At 38.8% G+C, this 23,665-nt stretch carries 20 protein-coding genes; 14 read left to right on the forward strand and 6 right to left on the reverse strand.

The genetic code is table 11. The annotated features are described in order from the left end of the window. Positions 1-327: 327 nt before the first annotated feature. From B5D82_RS00885 to B5D82_RS00900, 4 genes are all read left to right on the forward strand, one after another. Positions 328-2,187: a tetratricopeptide repeat-containing diguanylate cyclase gene (locus B5D82_RS00885; RefSeq protein ID WP_081148474.1), complete on the forward strand. Its 1,860-nt coding sequence runs from the start codon at positions 328-330 to the stop codon at positions 2,185-2,187. A 133-nt stretch (positions 2,188-2,320) separates the two neighbouring features. Continuing rightward, complete coding sequence (locus B5D82_RS00890; RefSeq protein ID WP_081148475.1) at positions 2,321-3,424, forward strand: hypothetical protein; 1,104 nt, start codon at positions 2,321-2,323, stop codon at positions 3,422-3,424. A gap of 54 nt (positions 3,425-3,478) precedes the next feature. Beyond that, positions 3,479-5,587 (forward strand): 5-histidylcysteine sulfoxide synthase, encoded by a 2,109-nt coding sequence (gene ovoA / locus B5D82_RS00895; protein ID WP_081148477.1) that lies wholly within the window; start codon positions 3,479-3,481, stop codon positions 5,585-5,587. A 58-nt stretch (positions 5,588-5,645) separates the two neighbouring features. Beyond that, entirely contained in the window at positions 5,646-6,812 is a 1,167-nt protein-coding gene (locus B5D82_RS00900) for an aminotransferase class I/II-fold pyridoxal phosphate-dependent enzyme (RefSeq protein WP_081148479.1), read from the forward strand. Positions 6,813-7,016: 204 nt separating this feature from the next. Here B5D82_RS00900 and trhA read toward each other — a convergent pair whose 3' ends face one another. Together trhA and B5D82_RS00910 are read right to left on the reverse strand one after the other, a co-directional pair. Continuing rightward, on the reverse strand, positions 7,017-7,652 hold the full coding sequence (gene trhA / locus B5D82_RS00905) for a PAQR family membrane homeostasis protein TrhA (protein ID WP_245807534.1): 636 nt from the start codon (positions 7,650-7,652) through the stop codon (positions 7,017-7,019). Positions 7,653-8,029: 377 nt separating this feature from the next. Then, positions 8,030-8,248: an EF-hand domain-containing protein gene (locus B5D82_RS00910; protein WP_077286225.1), complete on the reverse strand. Its 219-nt coding sequence runs from the start codon at positions 8,246-8,248 to the stop codon at positions 8,030-8,032. Between the two features lie 411 nt (positions 8,249-8,659). On the opposite strand from B5D82_RS00910, the gene B5D82_RS00915 reads away from it, so the two are divergent. The 10 genes from B5D82_RS00915 to ribBA all read left to right on the forward strand — a co-directional run bounded on the left by B5D82_RS00915 (position 8,660) and on the right by ribBA (position 18,601). Then, complete coding sequence (locus tag B5D82_RS00915; RefSeq protein WP_081148480.1) at positions 8,660-10,168, forward strand: alpha/beta fold hydrolase; 1,509 nt, start codon at positions 8,660-8,662, stop codon at positions 10,166-10,168. A 3-nt stretch (positions 10,169-10,171) separates the two neighbouring features. Then, positions 10,172-10,918, forward strand: coding sequence for an ABC transporter ATP-binding protein (locus B5D82_RS00920; RefSeq protein WP_081148482.1), 747 nt, complete (start codon positions 10,172-10,174; stop codon positions 10,916-10,918). Further along, a complete protein-coding gene (locus B5D82_RS00925; protein WP_081148484.1) occupies positions 10,915-12,078 on the forward strand; it encodes an ABC transporter permease in 1,164 nt (387 codons plus the stop codon). Before B5D82_RS00920 ends, B5D82_RS00925 begins: the two co-directional genes overlap by 4 nt. 25 nt (positions 12,079-12,103) lie before the next feature. Beyond that, entirely contained in the window at positions 12,104-12,718 is a 615-nt protein-coding gene (locus B5D82_RS00930) for an RNA polymerase sigma factor (protein ID WP_081148485.1), read from the forward strand. Continuing rightward, positions 12,715-13,395 (forward strand): hypothetical protein, encoded by a 681-nt coding sequence (locus B5D82_RS00935; RefSeq protein ID WP_081148487.1) that lies wholly within the window; start codon positions 12,715-12,717, stop codon positions 13,393-13,395. The genes B5D82_RS00930 and B5D82_RS00935 overlap by 4 nt, the downstream gene beginning before the upstream one ends. A 292-nt stretch (positions 13,396-13,687) precedes the next feature. Beyond that, positions 13,688-14,947 carry a serine hydroxymethyltransferase gene (gene glyA / locus B5D82_RS00940; protein ID WP_081148489.1) on the forward strand — a complete coding sequence of 420 codons (1,260 nt, stop codon included), beginning with the start codon at positions 13,688-13,690 and terminating at the stop codon, positions 14,945-14,947. Between the two features lie 185 nt (positions 14,948-15,132). Further along, complete coding sequence (nrdR, locus tag B5D82_RS00945) at positions 15,133-15,591, forward strand: transcriptional regulator NrdR (RefSeq protein WP_081148490.1); 459 nt, start codon at positions 15,133-15,135, stop codon at positions 15,589-15,591. Positions 15,592-15,618: 27 nt separating this feature from the next. Next, positions 15,619-16,746, forward strand: a complete 1,128-nt coding sequence (gene ribD, locus B5D82_RS00950) for a bifunctional diaminohydroxyphosphoribosylaminopyrimidine deaminase/5-amino-6-(5-phosphoribosylamino)uracil reductase RibD (protein ID WP_216629008.1) — start codon at positions 15,619-15,621, stop codon at positions 16,744-16,746. Positions 16,747-16,820: 74 nt separating this feature from the next. Continuing rightward, positions 16,821-17,480 (forward strand): riboflavin synthase, encoded by a 660-nt coding sequence (locus tag B5D82_RS00955; protein ID WP_081148492.1) that lies wholly within the window; start codon positions 16,821-16,823, stop codon positions 17,478-17,480. A gap of 11 nt (positions 17,481-17,491) precedes the next feature. Further along, the gene (gene ribBA / locus B5D82_RS00960) at positions 17,492-18,601 is read left to right on the forward strand and encodes a bifunctional 3,4-dihydroxy-2-butanone-4-phosphate synthase/GTP cyclohydrolase II (RefSeq protein WP_081148494.1); all 1,110 of its coding nucleotides are present in this window, start codon (positions 17,492-17,494) and stop codon (positions 18,599-18,601) included. A 154-nt stretch (positions 18,602-18,755) separates the two neighbouring features. On the opposite strand, the gene B5D82_RS00965 is transcribed toward ribBA, so the two are convergent. From B5D82_RS00965 to xseB, 4 genes are all read right to left on the reverse strand, one after another. After that, positions 18,756-20,291, reverse strand: coding sequence for an amidase (locus B5D82_RS00965; protein ID WP_081148495.1), 1,536 nt, complete (start codon positions 20,289-20,291; stop codon positions 18,756-18,758). 205 nt (positions 20,292-20,496) lie between these two features. Continuing rightward, positions 20,497-22,383: a 1-deoxy-D-xylulose-5-phosphate synthase gene (dxs, locus tag B5D82_RS00970; protein WP_081148497.1), complete on the reverse strand. Its 1,887-nt coding sequence runs from the start codon at positions 22,381-22,383 to the stop codon at positions 20,497-20,499. A gap of 22 nt (positions 22,384-22,405) precedes the next feature. Next, positions 22,406-23,296: a (2E,6E)-farnesyl diphosphate synthase gene (gene ispA, locus B5D82_RS00975; RefSeq protein ID WP_081148498.1), complete on the reverse strand. Its 891-nt coding sequence runs from the start codon at positions 23,294-23,296 to the stop codon at positions 22,406-22,408. After that, positions 23,289-23,543, reverse strand: a complete 255-nt coding sequence (gene xseB / locus B5D82_RS00980) for an exodeoxyribonuclease VII small subunit (RefSeq protein ID WP_081148500.1) — start codon at positions 23,541-23,543, stop codon at positions 23,289-23,291. Before xseB ends, ispA begins: the two co-directional genes overlap by 8 nt. Positions 23,544-23,665: the final 122 nt, after the last annotated feature.

Below are 23,665 nucleotides of genomic sequence, written 5' to 3' on the forward strand. Positions count from 1 at the left end.
AAAAGATTACGAATAAATTGGAATAATGCTCTTAAATGGAAGTAATACCATTAATCAACTTGGTATAAGGCAGGAGCTATTACCTTGATGGCTAAGAGTGCTCTTGAAGGCATATAAGTATTGGATCTTCACTTTACAATGTCGATGATTTATGTCATTTACTATTATAGCTCTGATGAATTTAATTTATGAATTATCTATCCTATCAAGGGTTTATAATATTATAGTGTGTTGAATACCTTGTTGCTGTATGATTTTCAATCGTTTATTTACTGTTTTTGTGTTAGTTTAAGATAAAGGCCAAATAGGTACTTACTCGGATATTCTATGAAGAAAGCTTTGCAAGTTTATTGTGCAACTTTAATCATACTATTGTTTAGTTTTCCTTTAGCTGCAGTAGAGGATGAGCGTGTTAACTTTATTGATATGGAACATGAGATATATCGAGCGCCTTGGCAGTCTTATCAAAAACTCATCGCCTTACAATCTGCTGCCCAATCATATGATGAATTAACTTATCTTTGGTGGTCGTTACGTAAAGCTCAAGCAGAAAATCTCATTTACTTTTATGATGATTTTAATCGTACAGTTAAACAAGCTAATACCTTCGTAACCGATAAAACGCCTTTAGCTATTCAAGCGCATTTAAGTCTATTTCAAGGACTGATTTATAGGAGACAGGGTAATTATAGTTTGTCTCAATCTGAACTTGCCAAAGGGTTACTGCAGGCAAAAGAAGCCAAATTAAGTAGCTTATATATATTCACAAAACAAGAGCTTGCTTATACAAAAACCCTTACTGAGATATTTGACGCCTCGCTAGAAGATATTCAAGAAGCTTACGTTGAAGCTTTTGCCTTAAAAGATCAGTTTTTACTTGCCTCAATAAATGAAACCTATGGTGCAATTTATGGTTACTTAAGTGAGTACAAAAAATCAATTGAGTATTATCAGAGAGCATTTGAAGCCTATCAAAACTTAAAATATCCTGCTCATATAGCAGAAGCTATTTATGGCTTGGCATCTACGTATAGATACTGGAAAAAATATGATTTAGCCATTGAGTACTTCGAAAAATATCAGCAACAAATTGATTATACACCTAACTCAAACATTAGCTTTTTTGCTGCCTACGGTATTGGTATGACGTTAGCTGAAAAAGGTGATTGTATTGATGCTATTGCTATTATCGATAAAGCCTTGGCAATAAAAGGTGTTATTGATTACAACGCTGAACTATATAAACGCAAAGCGAGTTGCTTAATTGACCTCGACAGACTTGAAGAAGCTGAAGATGCGCTTTTCAAATCGGCGAGTATTTTCGCCAACATACCTGAGTTAATTGGAACTAGCTGGCAGCTTGAAGTGATAAAAATATCAAGTGAATTAGCTTATGCGCGTGGTCAATATAACATTGGCTTCGGCATGCTTCAGCAATATTACGAAGAATATACAGCGTTACTGTTAAAAAACTCATCTGAAAGGTTGCTAAAAGTAAGGGCAGGTTTGGAGAGCGAGCGCCAGAGAATCGAGCAAAATTTGGCCGAGAAGCGTTCACAAGTTGAAATGCTAGAACAGGAGAGTCGTCAAAACAGCAGTGTATTACAGTTTTATTTCAATATTTTTATTATCTGCGTAATACTGATTGTATTGGTTGTGATTGCGCTACAGTACCGAACAAATAAAAAAATGCATTTATTATCAATAAAAGACTCTTTATCGGGGTTATTTAATCGTCGATACATTTTTGATTATCTACATACAGCTGTTTTAGGTAGCACTCCTGAAAAGATGAAATTGTCGGTTATTTTAATCAATATTGATGACTTTAAAAAAATAAATGATAATTACGGTCACCCCATAGGTGATGAAGTTATCAAAAATATTGCGGAAGTAGGACGAGATGTTTTTCGCCAAGACGATATATTCGGACGCATTGGAGGTGAAGAGTTTTTGTGTATATTACCTAGAACAAATATTATTGAAGCAACAAAAATTGCGCAACGATTCTTAGCTAAAATTAACCTATCAAAAATGGTTAAAGGCCGCCAAGATACGGTAACTGTGAGTATTGGTATTGCAGCACTTTCCGAGCAGTGCCAAGATGTAAATCAATTATATATCAACGCTGATCAAGCACTTTATCAAGCAAAACACTTAGGTAAAAATCAAGTGAATGTTTTTTAATCCGAAACCATCATTATTACGTATAACTAGTAATTAATAATTTAAATCCAGTACAAATTGTTTGTAAATTGGCTATAAGGTTAATTATTGTTCAAGGTTAAAGGTAATATCAAAGTTCAAGCATTTGTCCATTATGAATAGTTTAAATAGGCTCTCAGAAGCCATAATTTTTAGTTTGCAGGATTATATTAATAAACGTGGGTTTCGTGCATTAATACACTTTGAACTAGAAGGGTGTTATCAAAAACCTATTGGTAAGAAAATAGATTATAAGCAAGTGAATACACAATTATTAGCGCTGGGAATTGACGGCGAGTTGGTTGCTGAATATTGGAGTAACCAGTGGGAGTATGTTTCAATTTTTAATGGCCAAAGTCCATTAAAAGAAGCGCAAAACTTGCATCGTGCTATTTATTTACTGCCAAAACTTTTTGCTGAACAAGGGGTGACAAAAACCCTGATAAAGCCTGTGGTTTGGGCTGGTGATTATGGCAAGTTAGCTGCTGGCTGCGAAAATATTTTTAGTGGCGAACATCGTGCTGTGCACATACCGAACGCGGTACAAATTAATGTTAGTGTACAGGATTTAATCGGCAATAATTTACTTGTTTCGAGTAGTTTTGCTGAATGTTTGCAGCAGAATTTTTTACGCACAAGTTTAGCTTGCTGCTTAATTTATTTACCCGAAGAAGAAGCTTTTGAGCGTTTAGCGTTAAAGTCGAAATATGGCTTAGCAGAAGAGTTGTGTTCGCCAGTAGATATTTCCGGCGGTCATCAAGGCAGTATTGCGTTATATCGAGATATTGGTAAACACAATCAAAAAATGGGTGTTGAACCATTAATATATGATGATAAAAATAATGTCATTATCAGCGAAAATAATTGGCATAAAACAAGCCGTATTGAGCATAGGTTAGGTGCGTCAAGCGAGCATTATAACCCTTATTTGAACGTGATTTTCGCCTTGTTGAACGTGATTGACGCTATTGATGATGGAGAGCATAACGAACACGTGAAGAGCGAAGAGTATGGGCAATTACCCAGCTCGTTACATGACCAACAGCATAATGCAGGTGCGATTACATTATTTGCCAATAATGACTGGTTCAGCCGAAGTATTGATAAAGCGCTCAGTGCGACAAACGATCAAAGCGAAAATAATACTCAGACAAGCACTGGGCAATTATTAAAAGATAATTATTTAAAACAATTTCAACGGCCAGGTATTATATTTTAAAGCTTTAGCTTTTACTTACTTCGCCAAACTATAATAATATTTAGTGAATAACGCATGATAAATCAATTAAATACGCCAACACTTGATGGCAATTCGACAGCAGAAAAGCGAGAAGAGTTAACCGCGTACTTTAAAAATACTTGGTCGACCTATGAGTCATTGTTCTCTCTTATTAATAATGACGACGCTTACTTTTTAAGACCAGAGTCGCTAAGGCATCCGTTGGTTTTTTATTTTGGTCATACTGCGACTTTCTATGTCAATAAATTGATGCTAGGAAAATACATCAATCAACGCATTAACAGCCGATTAGAGGCTATTTGTGCCGTTGGTGTGGATGAAATGAGTTGGGATGACCTCAATAGTGAGCATTATGACTGGCCAAGCGTTGATGAAGTTAGATCTTATCGTGAACAAGTATATAACCTAGTATTAAATTTGATTGGCACCATGGAGTTGAGTTTGCCTATCAAGCAAGACTCGCTAGCGTGGATCATTTTGATGGGCTGTGAGCACGAGCGCATTCACCTTGAGACATCATCGGTTATTATGCGTATGTTGCCATTAAAATGGCTAACAAATACTGAACAATGGCAGCCTTGCTTACATTCATCGGCGGCACCAGAAAACGAATTAATTCAGGTTAAGTCTCAAACCTTATCATTGGGCAAAAAAGCACAAGACAATACTTTTGGTTGGGACAATGAATATGGACACCAATCGGTAGATGTTGACGACTTTAGTGCGGCTAAATTTTTAGTCTCTAACCATGAGTACATGGGTTTTGTTGAGGCGGGCGGTTATCAGTCAAAGCAGTTTTGGTGCCAAGAAGGCCTTGCATGGTTGGAGTTTACTCAAGCTAAAATGCCAAGGTTTTGGTCTTGTCGTGCTGGCCAATATTATCAGCGCAATTTAACAAGCGAAATGCCATTGCCATTAGACTGGCCAGTAGAAGTTAATTGTTTAGAAGCGCAAGCGTTCTGCCAGTGGCGACAAGAAAGCACGACAGGTTTTACGCGTTTGCCCACTGAAGCACAATGGTATTGTCTTAGAGAGCATGTTGCTGGTGATCAACACCAGTGGCAAGAGGTGCCAGGTAATATTAATTTAGCCTACTATGCCTCTTCGTGCCCAGTTAACCAGCACCAAAATGGCGATTTCTTCGACGTTATTGGTAATACTTGGCAGTGGACTGAGTCAGCAATTGATGGTTTCGCTGGTTTTAATGTTCACCCATTATACGATGACTTTTCGACACCAACTTTTGACGGTAAACATAATCTAATCAAAGGTGGATCTTGGATCTCTACAGGTAATGAAACTTTAGCCTCTTCGCGTTATGCCTTTCGCCGACATTTTTATCAACATGCAGGTTTTCGTTATGTCGTGAGTAAACTACCCAATAATTCACCAGTAATGGTTAATAAATATGAAACAAGTAAAGACATTTGTCAGCAACTTGAGTGCTATTTTGGCGCGAATACCTTGGGGTACCAAAATTACGGCCAGCAAATAGCACAACAAGTGGCAAGTGTAATAGCGGCTGAAAATGGCACCACAGAGCGTTTACTTAACTTAGGTTGTAGCGTTGGACGCGTAGCATTTGAACTTAGCCAGCATTTTCAACATATAGATGCTGTAGATTTCTCAGCGCGCACTATTCAATATGGCGTGCAATTGCAAACTGGGGCAAGTGTTCGTTATACCAACACTATTGAAGGCGATATTTGTCAATATAATGAAATAACTTTGGCTGACAAGGTTAATAAGGTAAATGCTAAGCGGATATTATTTAGTCAAGCTGATGGCTGTAATCTTAAAGATAATTTTGATCACTATGACGTTATTTTGATTCAGCATGCTTTGGAACAAAGCTATGATCCTAGGCGCTTATTGGCTAATGCCGTTAGTCGGCTGAACCCGTCAGGCATACTGATCATTCTTTCTGATTACAACTATAAGTTGCAGACAACAGAAAAATCTAAATGGCTCAGTGGTATGAAAGTTAATGGCGAAAATTTATCAGGTATTGATGGGTTGACCCACCAGCTTAATGCTGACTTTGAAGCGGTTTCGATAAAGGAGTTAACGCGAGTTGTTACCGATTCAGCGCGTAATTTTAATTTATCTCACTGTCAGCTCAGTGTTTGGCGAGCTAAATAAGTTGACTACCTATATGCGCATCAACATGATCATTGACTTAATAATGGAGATCTAGTCGATGCCTACTTACATATTGCCCAAGCACATTGCTTTTAGTCAGAGCCTAGCAAGCTATATTAACTACAATTTAAGTGATTCGACTGCACAAGCTTTGACGCTTGAACAATTATGTCGGCTAAGTACTGATAGTTTTGATCCTGATACTGATACTGATACTGCTCGAATTGCTGGCATTAGTAGCACACTTTTGCAGTATTCGCCGGTGCAAGGCGATGTGTTTTTACGGCAAGAAATAGTTAACTTTCATCAAAATTTAAACTGCCATAGCCGAATAATCGATGCTGCAAGCGCCGTAACATTTTGCGGTGCACAGGAAGCACTTTCGGCCATTTATCATTCTGTGTTAAGTGCTGGCGACGAAATTATTATCCTAACACCAAGTTATCCTTCTTTGGTGAACATGGCAGAGTCGATAGGGGTTACTGTTAGAGAAATCGCGCTTTGTGCTGAAAATAACTGGCAAGTTAACATTGAAGACTTTAATCAACTCGTGAATGAGAAAACCCGGCTTATTGTGCTTAATTCTCCGCATAACCCAACCGGCAGTACTATTGATACCAATCTCGCCAATCAAATATTGCAATTGGCACAGCAATATCATTGTTATTTGTTAAGTGACGATGTTTCGCAAGCAAGCAATTACCACAGTTTAGCTTTAGCGCATCGTTATTTAGATTACCCAAAAAGTATTGTGGTTGGTGTTATGTCTAAAAGCTTAGGCTTAGCGGGAGTTCGTATTGGTTGGGCTATTACGACTAATAATACTTTACGGCATAGTCTCATTGCTATTAAAGCGGTTAATTCTATTTGCTGCTCTAAAATAGATGAAAAATTAGCATGTTTGGCATTAAAAAGTAGTAAAGAAATTTTAGCTCTCAACAATCAAATTATTCTCGACAATATTGCGCTTTTCTCGGCACTTATTGCCAGACATCCAGAAAAATTAAGTTGGCAAGCACCTCAGGCTGGGATCCTTGCGCTAGTAGAGGTTAAAAATATTACCTCAATAACTTCTTGGTCACAAAAACTTGCCAAGCAAAGTGGAATTTTAGCGTTGCCAAGTGAGTTGTTCGGGCTTAAGGGGAATTACTTTCGTTTAGGGTTAGGCCAAAGGAGTTTTGCTAAAACATTGGAAGTATTTGAACGTTTCTTACTAGAAAACTAATCTGAGTTTAATTCTTGTTATCTGTTAATATTTAGAATTCATATTTACTCTATATCATATCTATATAAAGTAAATAAGTTGCATTTTATCCCGAACTTTAACCTGTATAATTTCGTCATAAATACCAGTTTACGCTAGGTTTTGTTGATATTAACTTACCGATACAAGTAAACAGTTAGGTTAATTTTTACCGTACTTATGCCATTATAGTACGTAGAAAAAGATCATAAAAAAATGACAAACAGCGGCTAAAAACACAAAGAAATGCCAAATTGCATGGCTGTACTTTTTATTTTTTCTGACATAAAAAATAGTACCCAAACCATATATAATTCCACCCAAGGCGAGTAAAAACATACCTTCAGGCGCCAGTTTATCGTTTAATTTATGTATAAATGTTAGCGAGATTAAGCCTAGACCTAAATAAGTTGAGAGTGATAATTTTTTATATTTATTACCAAACTTAACCTTAAAAGCGATACCTAAAATAGCTAAGCCCCATATAATGGCTAATATAGGAGGGCCTATGTCATCAGCTAATGTCACTAGCATTAGCGGGGTATATGTTCCGGCAATCAATAGATAAATAGCACAATGGTCGAGTAACTTGAAGATGCTTTTGGCCCTTTCATGCAATAACGCATGATAAAGCGTAGAAGCGCTAAATAGCAAAACTAAGCTAGCGCCATAAATGCTAAAACTGACCACCTTAACTACGTCAAGTTGTATCCAGGCTAAAGTCACTAATAATGTTAAGCCAGCGACGCTAAGTAATGCTGCTAGCCCATGACTCACTGCATTGATGATTTCTTCCGCTACGCCGTATTCTTGAGTTTGCACGTTATATATTCCTATTTCAGTGTACACCTGTACGCCGAGTATAATAGCAAACCATAGCTTTGAATACTAGTGGTCTGACCTTTGTGGTGTTTTCGATGTAAAAGTGGATAGCAATGATATTATCGATGAGAAATAAAGGCTGATAAAATCTGACTTATATTATTGAATTATTGAATGTATAAAAGCAGATAGTCACAATATAACGCGCGCTTAGCACAAGGGGGTACGGAGAACTGTAGAGTTTAGTTTTATTTTTTAGAATGACCTGAAATTTGAGTTTTTATGTTTAAACTCAATAGATTAAATGTTAGTTTTACGAACAATCAGCGATAAAATTGCGCTTAAATAAACGAGCGATATATAAGCGCAAATAAGAGCTACAATGCTAGATCGATAACCATTTCACGCAACTCATCTTTTGAAATCGAGTTGTCATGATTTTTATCAAAGCGATTGAATATGGTTTCACACATACGAATGCCTTTATCTTGCAATAAGCAGTCAATCAATTCGACAAATTCACTTCTATTGATGACCCCATCCTTGTCTTCATCAAACACTTCAAATAGTTCATCTACCCACTGATTTAATTCCATCAGTCATCCTCTTATTTGGCGGTTAATTCCTATAATAGACTTTATCGTTATTTTAGGAATATGTGAATGATTAATTCCGTTATTTCGTGTTATTGCATGTTTTAGAGCTATTAGCTTATTTTTATAGTGTGAAGAGGTTTAGGGATATCTACTTTATAGGTGTAAAAGGGATGATAAGGAGATAAATGGATAGTTTAACTATCAAATATACTGTGGATACTTAACGCTAGAATTTTTTAGTCTTATTTTACTAATGACGACAGAGTACTTTATAAACTACTTAGCGTATCTTTTTGTCTGTATTAGCTGATTTTAGCCAGTAGAGTATATTGAAATAAATATATTTTAAAAAAGTGTAATAAAGTCGACAAAGATAAGACTAAGCAATCAATATTTTAAAAGGAAGATAAAATGACAATAAATTGGAATAATTTATTTAAAGCGAACGTACTCATTTGGCTTGTAGGACTTAGTAACATGAGTTTGGCTGAAAATATCTCAGACCAGCAATTGAAGTTAGAAAGCTGCCATGTAAAGGGCATAAGACAACAAGTACAATGCGGCACCTTAGTGACTCCTGAGAATTATGAAAAACCCGATGGTACTCAAATAGAGATAAATTTTGTTGTTTTACCCGCGATAGATAACAGTAAAGAAAAACTGCCGTTAATGTTCTTAGCCGGAGGGCCTGGTCAGGCAGCGACTGAACTTGCGAGTCATATTTACCGTGGCTTTAATGAAATTAGAAAAACCCGCGATTTGATCCTTATCGATCAACGTGGCACCGGTAAATCTCATGCTTTGCAATGTGAAGATTCTTTGGAAGTTGATCCCTACACTAGTCTACCAGAAGACTTTTCAATGGCTGATATTGAGCAATGTATAGCCCAACTTACAGGTGACTTGAGTCAATATAACTCAGAAAATTCAATTCGAGACTTTGACGCGGTTCGATCAGAGCTAGGTCATCAACAGGTCCATATTTATGGCGGTTCTTATGGTACCCGTGCGGGTTTAGTTTATATGCGTATGTTTCCAGCATCGTTAAAGAGTGTGGTACTCGACAGTGTTGGCCCAATTGAAGTGCCTATTGGCTTATTTGGTAAAAGTGCAGAGCAGTCTTTTATCAAGCTCATCGAAAACTGCCAGAATGAGACAAGTTGTGCTGCACAGTATCCTGAATTGGCAAAAGAGTTTACTGCCATTACTGATAAATTATTACAAGCACCTGTCACAGTAGAAATTGCTCACCCAAGATTAGGGACCAATACTGCATTTACTATCAGTAATGATAAGTTTATTTCTGCTATCCAGATGCAACTGTATTCAATGGAAACTCGAAGTTTAGTGCCATTGTTAATCCATCAAGCGTATTTAGGCAACTATAAACCATTGGCTGGTCTTATCGCGCAGGGCGAAGGTGGTATGGGCATATATATAGGTTTGCATTTTAATATTGTTTGTAATGAAGACTATCCAAAAATATCTGCCGATATGAAAGTTGATGACGCTGATAACAGTTTCGCTAAAGGTATGAGTTTAGTGATGGTTGGCAAAGTCTGTTCTGCATGGCCTCGTTATCAACCGAGTAAGGAATTTTATCAAACAGTAACCGCTGAAATTCCAACCCTTATTATGTCGGGTGAATTAGATCCTGTAACGCCAGCAAGTAATGGCGAAAAATCCCATGTGAATTTACCTAATAGTCATCACATTATTTCTAAAAATAACGCGCACATAGTGGCTTCTACAGCTTGTGGTATCAAAATTGTTAATGAATTTCTAGAAAAGCAAGCACCAAAGGAACTTGATGAGTCATGTTTAGAAGAGATTCCTGACGAATCATTTATGGTGGGTTTAAATGGTGGTGTAGTACCCGAAGTATCGCCGAGCCCAATGCCAACCGAAGCAAAGGAATAAATCATGATTGAAGTTAATAATTTACATAAAAGTTTTGTGAGTAAGAAAAATACCGTTAAAGCTTTAGATGGCCTATCTTTTACTGCCAAAGATGGTGAAATTACTGGCATATTAGGCCCAAATGGCGCGGGTAAAACTACTTGTTTACGAACGCTTTATGGTTTACTTCGTGCTGATGAAGGCTACGCGACTATTGATGGCATTAAAGTAACCGAAGAGCCGATAAAAGCGAGGAAACTTTTAGGTATATTTCCCGATAAATTTGGTTTATATGAGCGTTTAACCGCTTATGAACAAATTGACTATTTTGCTAGTATTCATGGCATGAAAGGAGCCAATAAGCATGCTGCCATTGAGCAAATACTATCTGATTTAGAAATGACAGAATTAGCTCACCGAAAAACCGTGGGCTTTTCTCAGGGTCAACGCATGAAAGTTACTTTAGCTCAGGCTTTAGTACATCAACCGAAAAACTTTGTACTTGATGAGCCAACCCGTGGCTTAGACGTGATGAGTACAAGGATATTGCGTAACCATTTAGCTAAATTCAAAGAAAAGGGTCACTGTATTTTATTTTCTTCCCATGTAATGCAAGAGGTTGCTGCACTGTGTGACCGAGTGATTATTGTTTCAAATGGAAAGCTAGCAGCTCAAGGTACACCGCAAGAGTTATGTGATTTAGCGGGAGAAAAATTACTAGAAGAAGCTTTCGTGAAACTCATTGGCTCAGATGAAGGAGTAGCCGCATGATGCAATTGAAAGCCTTGATGGTGAAAGAATTTAAAGAAGCTTTTCGTGACAGACGCGCATTAATGGTGGCGATGAGCATGGCATTATTGATGCCAGTTATGATCATGGTGATGTTAAAAGTGGCAATTAAAGAAGCCGTAGATAACCCTGCTGTTTATGTGAAATATAGCGGTGAGCAACATGCACCAAAACTCATCAAAGCACTAAAAGATGAGAACATTTTATCTTTTTCTGACGTGCCTGAAGATGAAGAACGTAACTGGAATGAACGTAATATTGAATTGAGTATTCCTGATACCTTCATTGAAGATATGGCTGCTGGTAAACCCATTGAATTAACCTTACGCGCAGATTACAACGAGAAGTCGTTATCATCGCCTATTCGGCGCATTAAAGATGTTGTCAGCGAGCACTCACTAATTATAGGGTACAAGCGTTTATTAGTGCGCGGCATTGATACGAAATTATTGCAACCCATAAAATTACTTGAGCAAGATACCTCACTGCCCAGTAGTAATGCGGTGATGATTTCACTAATTTTAGGTGTTTATTTAATGATGGCGGCTTTTATGTCAGGTTTACCGGTTGCAATAGACTCAAGTGCCGGTGAAAGAGAGCGCAATGTATTGGAAATGTTATTGTGCCAGCCTGTTAGTACCTTAAAAATAGTGCTAGCTAAGTTGAGTTGCGCCAGTTCAATTTCCATTATCTCCATTATTTTAATGTTAGTACTTACCTCTGTTGCGATGAACTTTGTTGACCTCACAAAAATAGGGGCAAGCTTTAGTATTGATGCCAGTACCTTTATCATTTTGTTGTTGTTATTGGTGCCTATTTGCTTTCTGGCAGCTTCACTACAATTATTATTTGCTTTTCAGGCCAAGAGTTTCAAAGAGGCGCAATCAACGGTGACTATGTTAATCATGGCACCTAGCTTTATACCATTTGCGTTAATGATGATGGATGATAAACCTGCTTGGGTTGAATGGATGCCGATTTCTGGTCAGTCATTGTTAATGGAAGACGTTTTTAAAGGCTTACCTGTAGATTGGAGTGCCTTATTATTTACCAGTGTTGCTACTATCGCGTTAACTGTGGGGTTGGTGTTAATCTTGGCTAAGCGTTTAACCTCTGAAAAAGTAGTTATGTCGCTAAGTTAGTAACGCGTAGTTAATATTGTATAAAATGAATAACCCAGTAGAATTAGTCCTTCAAAAACAAGACTGTTTTCAAACGGCTAAACATAAACTGGGTTATTCATTGAGCAATCAAGAAGTATTTATTAATTGGATTTCTGAACATGAGAAACTCCTGCGTCATATCATTAATGGCTTTGAGGCTGTTCCTGCAATTCAAGAAGAGCTTTTTCAAGAAATAGCCTTAAACATATGGCGAGCTTTACCCAGCTTTCGCTCTGACTCAGCCGTAAAAACTTTTATTGCTCGAATTGCCCATAATGTTTTAGCAACGCATGTGGCTAAAGCGGTTAAAACGGTAAAAACCGAGCAAGCTTTTCAGCCGGTAGATAGCATTCAATCGAGTAATGAACACGCGGTGCTTGATACATCGATTTGCCCGCAACTCACACCTTATCAGTCACTAGATCAAAACCAAAGACAACAATGCCTTGCCCAAGCCATTCGTCAGTTAAAGCTTGAACAACAACAAGTCATTACCTTGGCACTTGAGGGGATGAGTTATCAAGATATTGCTGACGTGTTAGCGATATCTATTAACTTAGTTGGCGTGAGACTACAAAGAGCAAAGGGAAAAGTGATGCAATTGTTGGAGGCAGTATGAGCGAAGAAAACGATAAAATTAAAATGCCGACCGAAAGTGAGCAACGCATAAGTAAAGATGTTTCTACAGAGGCATTAGTCGCTCAAAGTGACAAGCAAAGTGCTGATGCGTCTGAATTACAGGATGATACTTGGGCAGAACTCATTCAAGATTGGCAAACACAACCGACAGTAAAAACAGATGTGCTAGCTTTGGTAAAGCGAACACGGCGCAGAACTATTGGTGCAAAATTTTGTTTCGCACTAAATATTGTGGCAACCATCGCTTTATTTATTGCCTTTATATACGGTATTTATAATGGCGAATGGGGGAAGCCTCTTAATATATATCTTGGGCTCGGTAGCTTACTGTCATTAATTTTCGTGTATTTTGAAACTAAAGTCCGTGTCGCAACATGGTCACAGCTTTGCGACAGTCCTGAAAAAGCCATAGATAATGCGATAGCGAGTAGTAAATCATCAATGCAATACATGTGGATTACAAAAATTTCATTTTTACCTTTTTTACCGCTGATTAATTGGTTTGTGTATACCTCAAGCCAAACAAATAACAAAGGAGTTTTACCGGCATATTTAATGGCTAATGGCTTTATGGTTATTGTATATATCGTCGTTGACTACCTACATAGGCAACGTAAACAAGAATATCAACAGCTCTTAAAAGTTAAATTACTATAAAATACAGCTTTATTTATTTCAATGGAATTATATGCGGATATTTGGTTGCTGCTCTGTATTAAATTTGTTGTTTTTGCGGTTTTAAGTCGGTATATTAGTTTGGATTATTTGTTGAAGTGAGTGTTAAAAGTTTTTATCACTCACTTCAAAGTATATTTGATTGCAAAATGAACTAACAGAACACGGTTTTTGCGTGTACAAATACTTCAAGTTCAGGCAGAATATGCCGCAATTAATTTTGAACTAACGCCACCCCCAGTATTGCTTATAGCAGACTATTTGAGGATAAAACATGTTTACACGTGATATGAATATTGCAGATTTTGATCCAGAACTTTATCAAGCAATGAGCAATGAAGTTGTTCGCCAAGAAGAGCATATTGAACTCATCGCTTCGGAAAACTACTGTAGTCCACGTGTACTCGAAGCCCAAGGTTCACAGCTGACTAATAAATATGCCGAAGGTTATCCTGGTAAGCGTTATTACGGTGGTTGTGAGTATGTTGATATCGCTGAACAGTTAGCGATTGATCGCGCAAAAGAATTATTTGGCGCTACTTATGCCAACGTACAACCACATGCAGGCTCACAAGCAAACTCAGCTGTTTTTCAAGCCTTAGTTACTCCTGGCGGGAAAGTGTTAGGTATGAGCTTAGCGCACGGTGGTCACTTAACTCATGGCTCACATGTTAACTTTTCAGGTAAGTCATACGAAGCAATTCAATACGGTTTACACCCTGAAACTGGCGATATTGATTACGTTGAATTAGAGCGTTTAGCCATAGAGCATAAACCAGAGATGATCATTGGTGGTTTCTCAGCGTTTTCTGGTGTTGTTGACTGGGCGCGTATGCGTAAAATTGCCGACAAAGTTGAGGCGTATTTCTTCGTCGATATGGCGCATGTTGCCGGCTTAGTTGCAGCAGGTTTATATCCTAACCCAGTGCCACACGCGCATGTTGTTACGACGACGACACATAAAACATTAGCCGGCCCACGTGGTGGCTTAATCGTTTCTGCTTGTGATGATGAAGCAATTTATAAAAAATTGAACAGCGCTGTATTCCCTGGTGGTCAAGGTGGACCATTAATGCACATTATTGCTGCGAAAGCCGTGGCATTTAAAGAAGCATTAACACCAGAATTTAAAGTTTATCAGCAAAACGTATTAGATAATGCCAAAGCTATGGTTGCAGTATTACAAGAGCGTGGCTACAAAGTTGTTTCTAACAGCACTGAAAACCATTTATTACTCCTTGATCTTATTGATAAAGATATTACTGGTAAAGATGCAGATGCCGCGTTAGGTCGTGCTCATATCACAGTGAATAAAAACTCTGTGCCAAATGACCCACGTTCACCATTTGTAACTTCTGGCCTACGTTTAGGTACTCCAGCAATTACTCGTCGTGGTTTTGGTGTTGAAGAAACAAAAATAATCACTGGTTGGATTTGTGATATTTTGGATGATATTGAAAACGAAGATGTTATCGCTAAAGTCCGTGCTGGTGTTAGTGAACTTTGTGCTCGCTTCCCTGTTTACCAGTCATAAGCTTTAGTAATCAAAAAATCTTGTTATTACTTTATTAAACGTCAAGTAATAACCTAAAATGGCCACCTTTGTGGCCATTTTTTTTAGCTGATTTTTATTTGGTAAGATATTTCGCTAAATGAACTTTTTTCAATTAAAATATCGTGATTAAATTGTTCATGACTCATTAACTTCGGAACTCATCAATGTATTGTCCCTTTTGTTCAGCCAACGATACTAAAGTTATCGACTCTCGTTTAGTGTCAGATGGTCATCAAGTGCGTCGTCGTCGTGAATGCTTAGCATGTCATGAAAGATATACCACTTTTGAAAGTGCCGAATTAGTAATGCCACGCATTATTAAGCGAGATGGCTCCCGCGAACCTTTTAATGAAGATAAAATGCGTAATGGCTTATTGCGCGCATTAGAAAAAAGACCCGTGAGTACAGAAGAGATGGAGTTGTCGATCAATAAACTTAAATCACAACTGCGGGCAACTGGCGAGCGCGAAGTGTCGAGTGAAATGCTTGGTACTATTATCATGGAGCAACTCAAGAGTTTAGACAAAGTAGCTTATATTCGCTTTGCTTCTGTGTATCGTTCATTTGAAGACATTAAAGAATTTGGTGAAGAAATCGCACGTTTAGGCGATGATGAATCATAAACGTATTACTTAATCTAGAGTGGCTTAATGAGCAATTTTTCGTTAAAAGATCATCAATTTATGCAGCGCGCCATTTGTTTGGCAAAGCGTGGTCACTTTACTACGTCACCGAACCCTCGAGTAGGTTGTGTTATCGCACTAAATGGCGAGATTGTTGGTGAAGGCTTTCACAAAAAAGCAGGGCAAGGACATGCCGAAGTTCATGCGCTAAAACAAGCTGGCAGCAAAGCTAAAGGTGCTACCGCTTATGTTACGCTAGAGCCTTGTAGTCACTTCGGTTTAACGCCTCCATGCGCAGAAGCATTGATTAAAGCGCAGGTTAGTCATGTTATTGCCGCTATGGTTGATCCAAATCCAAAGGTGTCGGGTCGTGGCCTTGAACTATTAGCCGCCGCGGGCATAACCACACAATTTGGTTTACTGGAACAAGATGCTATCGCATTGAACCCAGGCTTCATTCAATTAATGACCAAAAAGTTACCTTATGTGCGCTGTAAGTTAGCGGCAAGTCTAGACGGAAAAACTGCCATGGCCAGTGGTGAAAGCCAATGGATAACGTCTCCCGATGCCCGCGCAGATGTTCAACGCCTAAGAGCGCAAAGCTGTGCAGTTATTTGTGGCGCAGAGTCTGTTATTTTTGACGATGCCAGAATGAATGTCCGTTGGGATGCCTTAGGGACACTTAAAAATAGTTATGCAGAAGCCGATGTTAGACAGCCAGTTCGGATTATTATTGATGGTAAAAATCGTTTAACACCGGATCTCGCTATCTTTAAAACAACAAGTAAAATATTATTAATTCGACATGCTATTGAAAAAAGCCAAACTTGGCCGCATTTTGTAGAACAAGTCACAATTTCTAAAGCTGTAGATAGTGAATATGTCGATCTAAGCCTATTATTAGCTTATTTGGCCCAACAAGGGTTAAATGACATATTAATTGAGTCAGGTGCTAAACTAGCGGGTGCGTTTATTAACGCAAACTTAGTGGATGAGCTAGTGCTATACCAAGCACCAAAACTGATCGGCAGTGATGGTAAAAGTTTAGTGAGTATGCCAACAATAATAAAGTTATCAGAGGCTAAGATTCTTGATATTCGTGATGTGCGTATGGTAGGTAAAGATATCAGGATAACGGCAAAGTTTAGTCAATAAGCGCAGGCACTGATTGACAATCTATTTTCAGTATAAATAACAATTCATAAGCTATACAGACGACGAGAGATATTATGTTTACAGGAATAATAGAAGCCGTAGGGCGTTTAAGAGCGATTAATAGCTCAGGTGACGGCGCGCGCGTCACTATTGATACGGCAACATTAGACTTGTCAGATGTTAAATTAGGCGACTCAATTGCCACCAATGGAATTTGCCTAACGGTTGTTGCCCTAGATGCCGCTAGCTTTAGCGCCGATGTTTCCAGTGAAACCTTAACGCGTACAGGTTTAGCACATTATAAAATGGGTGATAGCGTCAATCTTGAAAAAGCGATGTTACCAACTACGCGATTTGGTGGGCACATGGTCTCAGGTCACGTTGATGCGGTGAGTGAAATTAGCGCTATCGAGCATAAAGGCAATAGCATCGATTACTGGTTAACTATGCCAGCAGAATTATCAGCATATATTGCCGAAAAAGGCTCCGTGACTATTGATGGCACAAGCCTAACGGTAAACAGTTTAAGCGATGATAAATTCCGTTTAACAATTGTGCCACATACCACAGACCAAACAATTATCAGTAAATACCAGGTAGGCACGAAAGTTAATCTTGAAGTTGATTTAATTGCCCGCTACATAGAAAGATTACTTACCAAGCAAACAGCCGACAAGCAAGATGAGTCTGGTGTTACGCATGCGTTATTAGCGCGCAACGGTTTTATTAAATAAAAGAGGTTTTCATGAATTTACACACGCCAGAAGAGATTATCGACGATATAGCTCAAGGTAAAATGGTCATCTTAATGGATGATGAAGATCGCGAGAATGAAGGTGACTTCATCATGGCGGCAGAAAAAGTTACACCAGAAGCTATTAATTTTATGGCAACTCACGGTCGTGGCTTAATTTGTATGCCAATGTCGGCAGAGCGTTGTGAGCTTTTAAAATTACCGTTAATGGTTGATAAAAATGACGCTCAGTTCACTACCAATTTCACTGTTTCTATTGAAGCAGCTGAAGGGGTTACTACAGGAATTTCTGCTGCCGATCGTGCCACGACTGTTTTAGCAGCTGTTGGCAAAAATGCCAATCACAATTCTATTGTACAGCCGGGTCATATTTTCCCTTTGATTGCTAAAGATGGCGGCGTGTTAAACCGTGCCGGACATACTGAAGCCAGTGTAGATTTAGCACGTTTAGCAGGCCTTAAAGCCGCTGCGGTTATTGTTGAAATTTTGAATGCAGACGGCACCATGGCGCGTCGTCCAGATCTAGAAATTATTGCTGAAAAACATGGCATTAAAATGGGGACTATTGCGGATTTAATTGAATATCGTAATGCTAACGAAACGACCATAGAGCGTATATCACAATGTAAATTGCCGACCGAATTCGGTGATTTTGAGTTAACAGTATTTAAAGATACCATAGACGGCCAAGCGCATTTCGCCTTAACTAAAGGTGAAATTAAGCCTGAAGAGCCGACGTTAGTGCGTGTGCATTTAGAAAATACTTTTAAAGACTTATTGTTTAGCCAGCGTGAAAGCGTTGCGAAATGGCCAATGGCTAGTGCCTTGGAAAAAATTGGTAAAGAAGGTGGGGTATTAGTCTTGTTAGGTAAGCATGAGTCACCTTTAGAGCTTATCGCCCAAGTGCAAAAGTACGCTAAGCTTGACGCTGGTGAAACAGTGAAAGAAGTTAAACGACATGTTGGTTCACGCAACGTCGGTGTTGGTTCGCAAATTTTAGCTAATTTAGGTGTCAGTAAAATGCGCTTATTAAGCTCACAAACAAAATATCATTCACTGTCAGGCTTTGGTTTAGAAGTGGTGGAATATATCGCTGATTAAACGGTCTTTTGTCAGGAAGTAAGCGCACTATTCCAAGTGCTATAAACCTGATAGATATATACAGTATGAAAAATATAAAAAGCGATTTGAAGTCATTCAAATCGCTTTTTTGATCAGGAGCTTGAGTTACGATAGCATGTAATTTTAATTGCTGCTAAAGCACCGGCGACTTTCTATGTAATGTCGATTGCTCATAACCGTAAGCAACCTCTATCAACTTACCTTCTTGCAATTTACCTGAAAACATTGATAAGCCAACAGGTAAACCATGAACATACCCCATAGGCACCGTAATATGAGGGTAACCAGAAATAGCTGCAGCAGAAGAAGCTGCGCCTAAATAATGGTCACCATTTATCCAATCAGTTTTCCAAGCTGGGCCAGTTGTCGGTGCAATAATCAAATCAAGTTTATGTTTAGCCAAAAGAGCATCAATGCCCTCAGCTTGAGTAGATTTTTTTGCCAACTGTAAAGCTGCGAGGTACCTATCATCAGTAAGCGGTCCTTTAGCTTGTGCCATTTCAAAAATTTCTTGTTTAAAATAAGGCATTTCTTTATCGGCGTGAGCAAGATTAAAGGCGATTAATGCCTCAAGTGATTTCGGGGTATGATCATCAGTACCTGCAAGGTAAGCATTTAAACCATGTTTAAATTCGTATAGCAGGACTTCAAATTCAGCGTCGCCCCAGACAGCGGAATTGGTGAAGTTAGTTGAATCGACAATAATTGCCCCTTGAGCTTGTAGGTCAACAATAGCTTGTTCGAATACTGCATCAAGTTGTCCGTGATAACCCATAAGATTGCGTGCAACACCAATTCGCTTACCTTTAATGCCATCAAGCTTTAAATGACTCATATAATCAGCAGGTGCAGCAAGGGCCGCGTTATCATCGGCGTCGACAGCGGTTAACGCTGAAAGTAGCATTACCGCGTCAGTTACTGAGCGGGCCATCGGGCCAGCAGTATCTTGACTATGAGCAATAGGAATAATACCGTCACGACTTATTGTGCCTAAAGTCGGCTTAATACCAACAATACCATTTATTGCCGATGGGCAAGTAACAGAGCCGTCTGTTTCTGTACCAACTGCCAGTAAAGCTAAATCTGCTGCAATGGCTACGCCAGAGCCGGCGCTTGAACCACATGGGCTTGTGGTAATGTCGTATGGGTTTTTACTTTGCCCCCACAGACCACTCCAACCACTTGACGAAGAGGTTGAGCGAAAGTTTGCCCATTCGCTTAAATTTGTTTTACCTAAGATAATCGCCCCAGCATTTTTAAGTAGCTGAACCAAAAAGGCATCATCTTTCGGGTAGTTATTTTTTAACGCCCATGAGCCAGCAGTATTGGCCATGCCGTCAATCGTATCGATGTTATCTTTTAATAAAACAGGAATGCCATGCAGCGCTCCGACTTTTCCTGATTTTTTATAAATTACATCAAGCTCTTGTGCTCTTTTAATTGCGTTTTTATTGAGCTGTACGACAGAGTTAAGCTGTGGCCCTTTAGCATCAATTCTGGCGATTCGGTCTAAGTAATAGTTAACCAAGGTTTCACTGGTTAACTGTTTATCTGCCATCATGTTGTGAGCTTTAATAACCGTTAAGTCTTGGAATATCATGTTATTTTGAGAGTAGGCTGATAGAGGGTAGAGCAATAGCAGCGCTATAAATCTAAGGACGTTTTTCATGGTGATTCTTTTGTTATTATTTGTGCACTTATATAACGTGAAAAAAGCTGATTTGTCTAGCCTGGAGATGAAGCTTCGTCGTTAAGATGTGAGGGGAACTGCAAACAATATTTGACGATATTCTTAGGGCCACTTGTTTAGTTTTAAATAAATTCAAAACTAAACAAGTGGCGTGTTGATATTACTAGTCGCTAATTAACGTTTGTTAAAGCGTAATAAATTGATTGATTTTCTCTACGATACCGCTTGCATCTAGCCCTAGTTCTTGATGGATTTCTGCTTGAGTACCGTGTTTAATAAAACTGTCTGGTAAACCTATATTGAGAATTTTTTTCGCGATACCTTGGCTTAAAATATACTCATTTACTCCAGAGCCAGCACCACCAGCGATAGCATTATCTTCAATCGTAACAATACAGTCGTGAGTGTTACATAATGCTTTGATGATATCTTGATCTAATGGCTTAACAAATCTCATGTCGACTAACGTAACATTGAGTGTGTCAGCGGCTATTTTCGCTTGTGTTAATGTACTACCAAAATTGAGCACAGCCACTTTAACTTCAGTATCGGCATTTTGGTCGATTTCACGAATCACATTAGCTTTGCCCAGTGCAATGGTCTCATTAACGCCTGGTAACTCAGCACCATTACCACTGCCACGAGGGTAACGCACGGCCGCAGGTGTATTTAACTGATAACCGGTATTTAACATCAGTTGGCATTCACGTTCATCAGACGGCGTCATGATCGTCATATTAGGAATACAGCGCATAAAACTTAAATCAAATGCACCTTGATGAGTCGCACCATCTGCGCCGACAATACCAGCTCTATCGATGGCAAATAAAACCGGCAAATTCTGAATAGCAACATCATGAATAAATTGATCATATCCGCGCTGTAAAAAACTCGAATAAATAGCAACAACAGGTTTTTGTCCACCAATAGCTAAACCTGCCGCAAAGGTCACGGCATGCTGCTCAGCGATAGCAACGTCATAATATTGTTTGGGGAAACGTTGGCTAAATTGTACCATGCCTGAACCTTCACGCATCGCTGGCGTAATGGCAGCTAGTTTTGAATCTTGTTCTGCAACTTTACATAACCAATCGCCAAATATGGCCGAATAAGTAGGTAAGCTTGGCGCACTTTTAGGTAGGCTAGTTTCTGTGTGATCAAACTTTGGCACCGCATGGTACTTTATCGGATCTTGCTCAGCCTGTTGATAGCCTTTACCTTTTTTAGTCGCAATATGAAGTAATTGTGGTCCTTTAAGGTTACGCATGTTGGTGATGGTATCGACTAAGCCATTAACATCATGACCATCAATTGGGCCAATATAGTTAAAGCCTAGCTCTTCAAAGAAGGTGCTTGGCACGACCATGCCTTTTAAATGTTCTTCTGCACGACTGGCTAATTCTTTGATCGGTGGAATATTCTTAAGTATGCGTTTACCACCTTCACGGATCCCAGTATATAGGCTTCCTGAAAGCATTTTTGCTAAATGATTGTTTAAAGCACCGACATTTTCTGAAATTGACATTTCGTTATCGTTTAAAATAACCAACATATCTTTTTTGATATCACCAGCGTGATTTAATGCTTCAAATGCCATGCCGGCTGTCATTGCACCATCACCAATTACGGCAACAACTTTGCGATTTTTTGCTTCTTGTTCAGCTGCAACGGCTAAGCCTAAGGCTGCAGAAATTGAGGTGCTTGAGTGACCGACGCTAAGTACGTCGTATTCACTTTCTTCCCGCCATGGAAATGGATGCAAGCCGTCTTTTTGTCGAATAGTGTGCAATTGGTCACGTCGGCCAGTAAGTATTTTGTGCGGGTACGCTTGGTGTCCAACATCCCAAAGCAGGTGGTCAAATGGTGTGTTATAAACGTAATGTAAGGCAACAGTTAATTCAATTGTGCCTAAGCCTGAGGCAAAGTGACCGCTACTTTTACTGACTGAATTTAACAGATAACGTCTTAACTCTTCACTGGTTTTTGTTAATTGCTTTTGATCTAATTTTCGTAAATCATCCGGACAATTGATGTTGGCCAGTAAAGGGTATTTAGCTAGGTTTATAGTCATATTATTCTATTAAATTTTAAAGTTAATTTTTGCGGCTGACAATAAAAGTCGCAAAGTCGGATAAGCTTTGTGTATTGTAGGGCAAAGTGGCTAAAGCTTGAAGCGCTTGTTGATATAAGTTTTCTGCTTTTTCTTGTGCGCCTTGTAAACCTAGTAGTGCAGGGTAAGTACTTTTATTAGCGGCAAGGTCAGAACCTGCTGGTTTCCCAAGTTCTTCTTCAGTCGATGTTATATCAATAATATCATCACGCACTTGGTAAGCTAAGCCCATAAGTTTCGCATATAGGGCTAATTGTTCTTTATCGAACGTTGTTGCCTGATTACTGCACTCGGCAGCCATTTTTACCGAAGCTTCAAGCAAAGCTCCTGTTTTTAAAGAATGTAAGTTTTCTAATTCTGCCAGCGTAATTGCTTGACCGGTTGCGGCTAAATCTAACGCTTGGCCACCGCACATACCTTGATAACCAGCGGCATTGACTAAGTAGCGCAATAAATTAATACGCTTAGCATCAACGGCCTTTGAAAAATCATGATTGGCGATAATATCAAAAGCTAGCGTTTGTAAACTATCACCGGCGAGAATTGCAGTCGCTTCATCAAAAGCTTTATGGCAGGTCGGTTGACCGCGGCGCAAATCATCGTCATCCATTGCAGGTAAGTCGTCATGTAATAGCGAATAAGCATGAATACATTCTATTGCCGCTGCAACACCATCGATATCGCCTTGTTCTGCATCTAATGTTGCGCCAGTGATATACGCCAAATAGGGGCGCATACGTTTGCCACCAATGAGTAAGCCGTAACGCATGGCATCTAATAATTTCTCATCGTTAATGGCTAAGCTTTCGAGTTTTTTACCTAGATAATCATTAATGCGAGTTTGTACATCATCAATATATGCAAGTTTATTCACTGCTGTTTGTCTCGTTGGTATTAAATTTTTCTAACTGGGCTTGGCCGTTTTTTTCTAGCAAAATATTAATTTGCTGTTCGGCACCTTTAAGCTTTTCTTGGTTGTGTTGGCTCAGATGTAGGCCACGTTCAAATAAAGCCATTGAGTCTTCAAGATTAAGATCCCCTTGCTCTAAATTTTGTACAATTGTTTCTAATTCAACTAATGATTCTTCAAAGCTTAAATTTTCAATTTTTTTTCTGGCCATGGACTTTTTTTAGCGTGATATGAACTCTAGGCGCAAACTTACCTTAGCTGGGGCGCTGGGTCAATTAATGATGAATTTTTGCTGATATAGGCAGTATTCCTATTATCTTCTTAAGTTATTGA

The sequence above is a fragment of the Cognaticolwellia beringensis genome (assembly GCF_002076895.1).
In the GTDB taxonomy this organism is placed as follows: domain Bacteria; phylum Pseudomonadota; class Gammaproteobacteria; order Enterobacterales; family Alteromonadaceae; genus Cognaticolwellia; species Cognaticolwellia beringensis.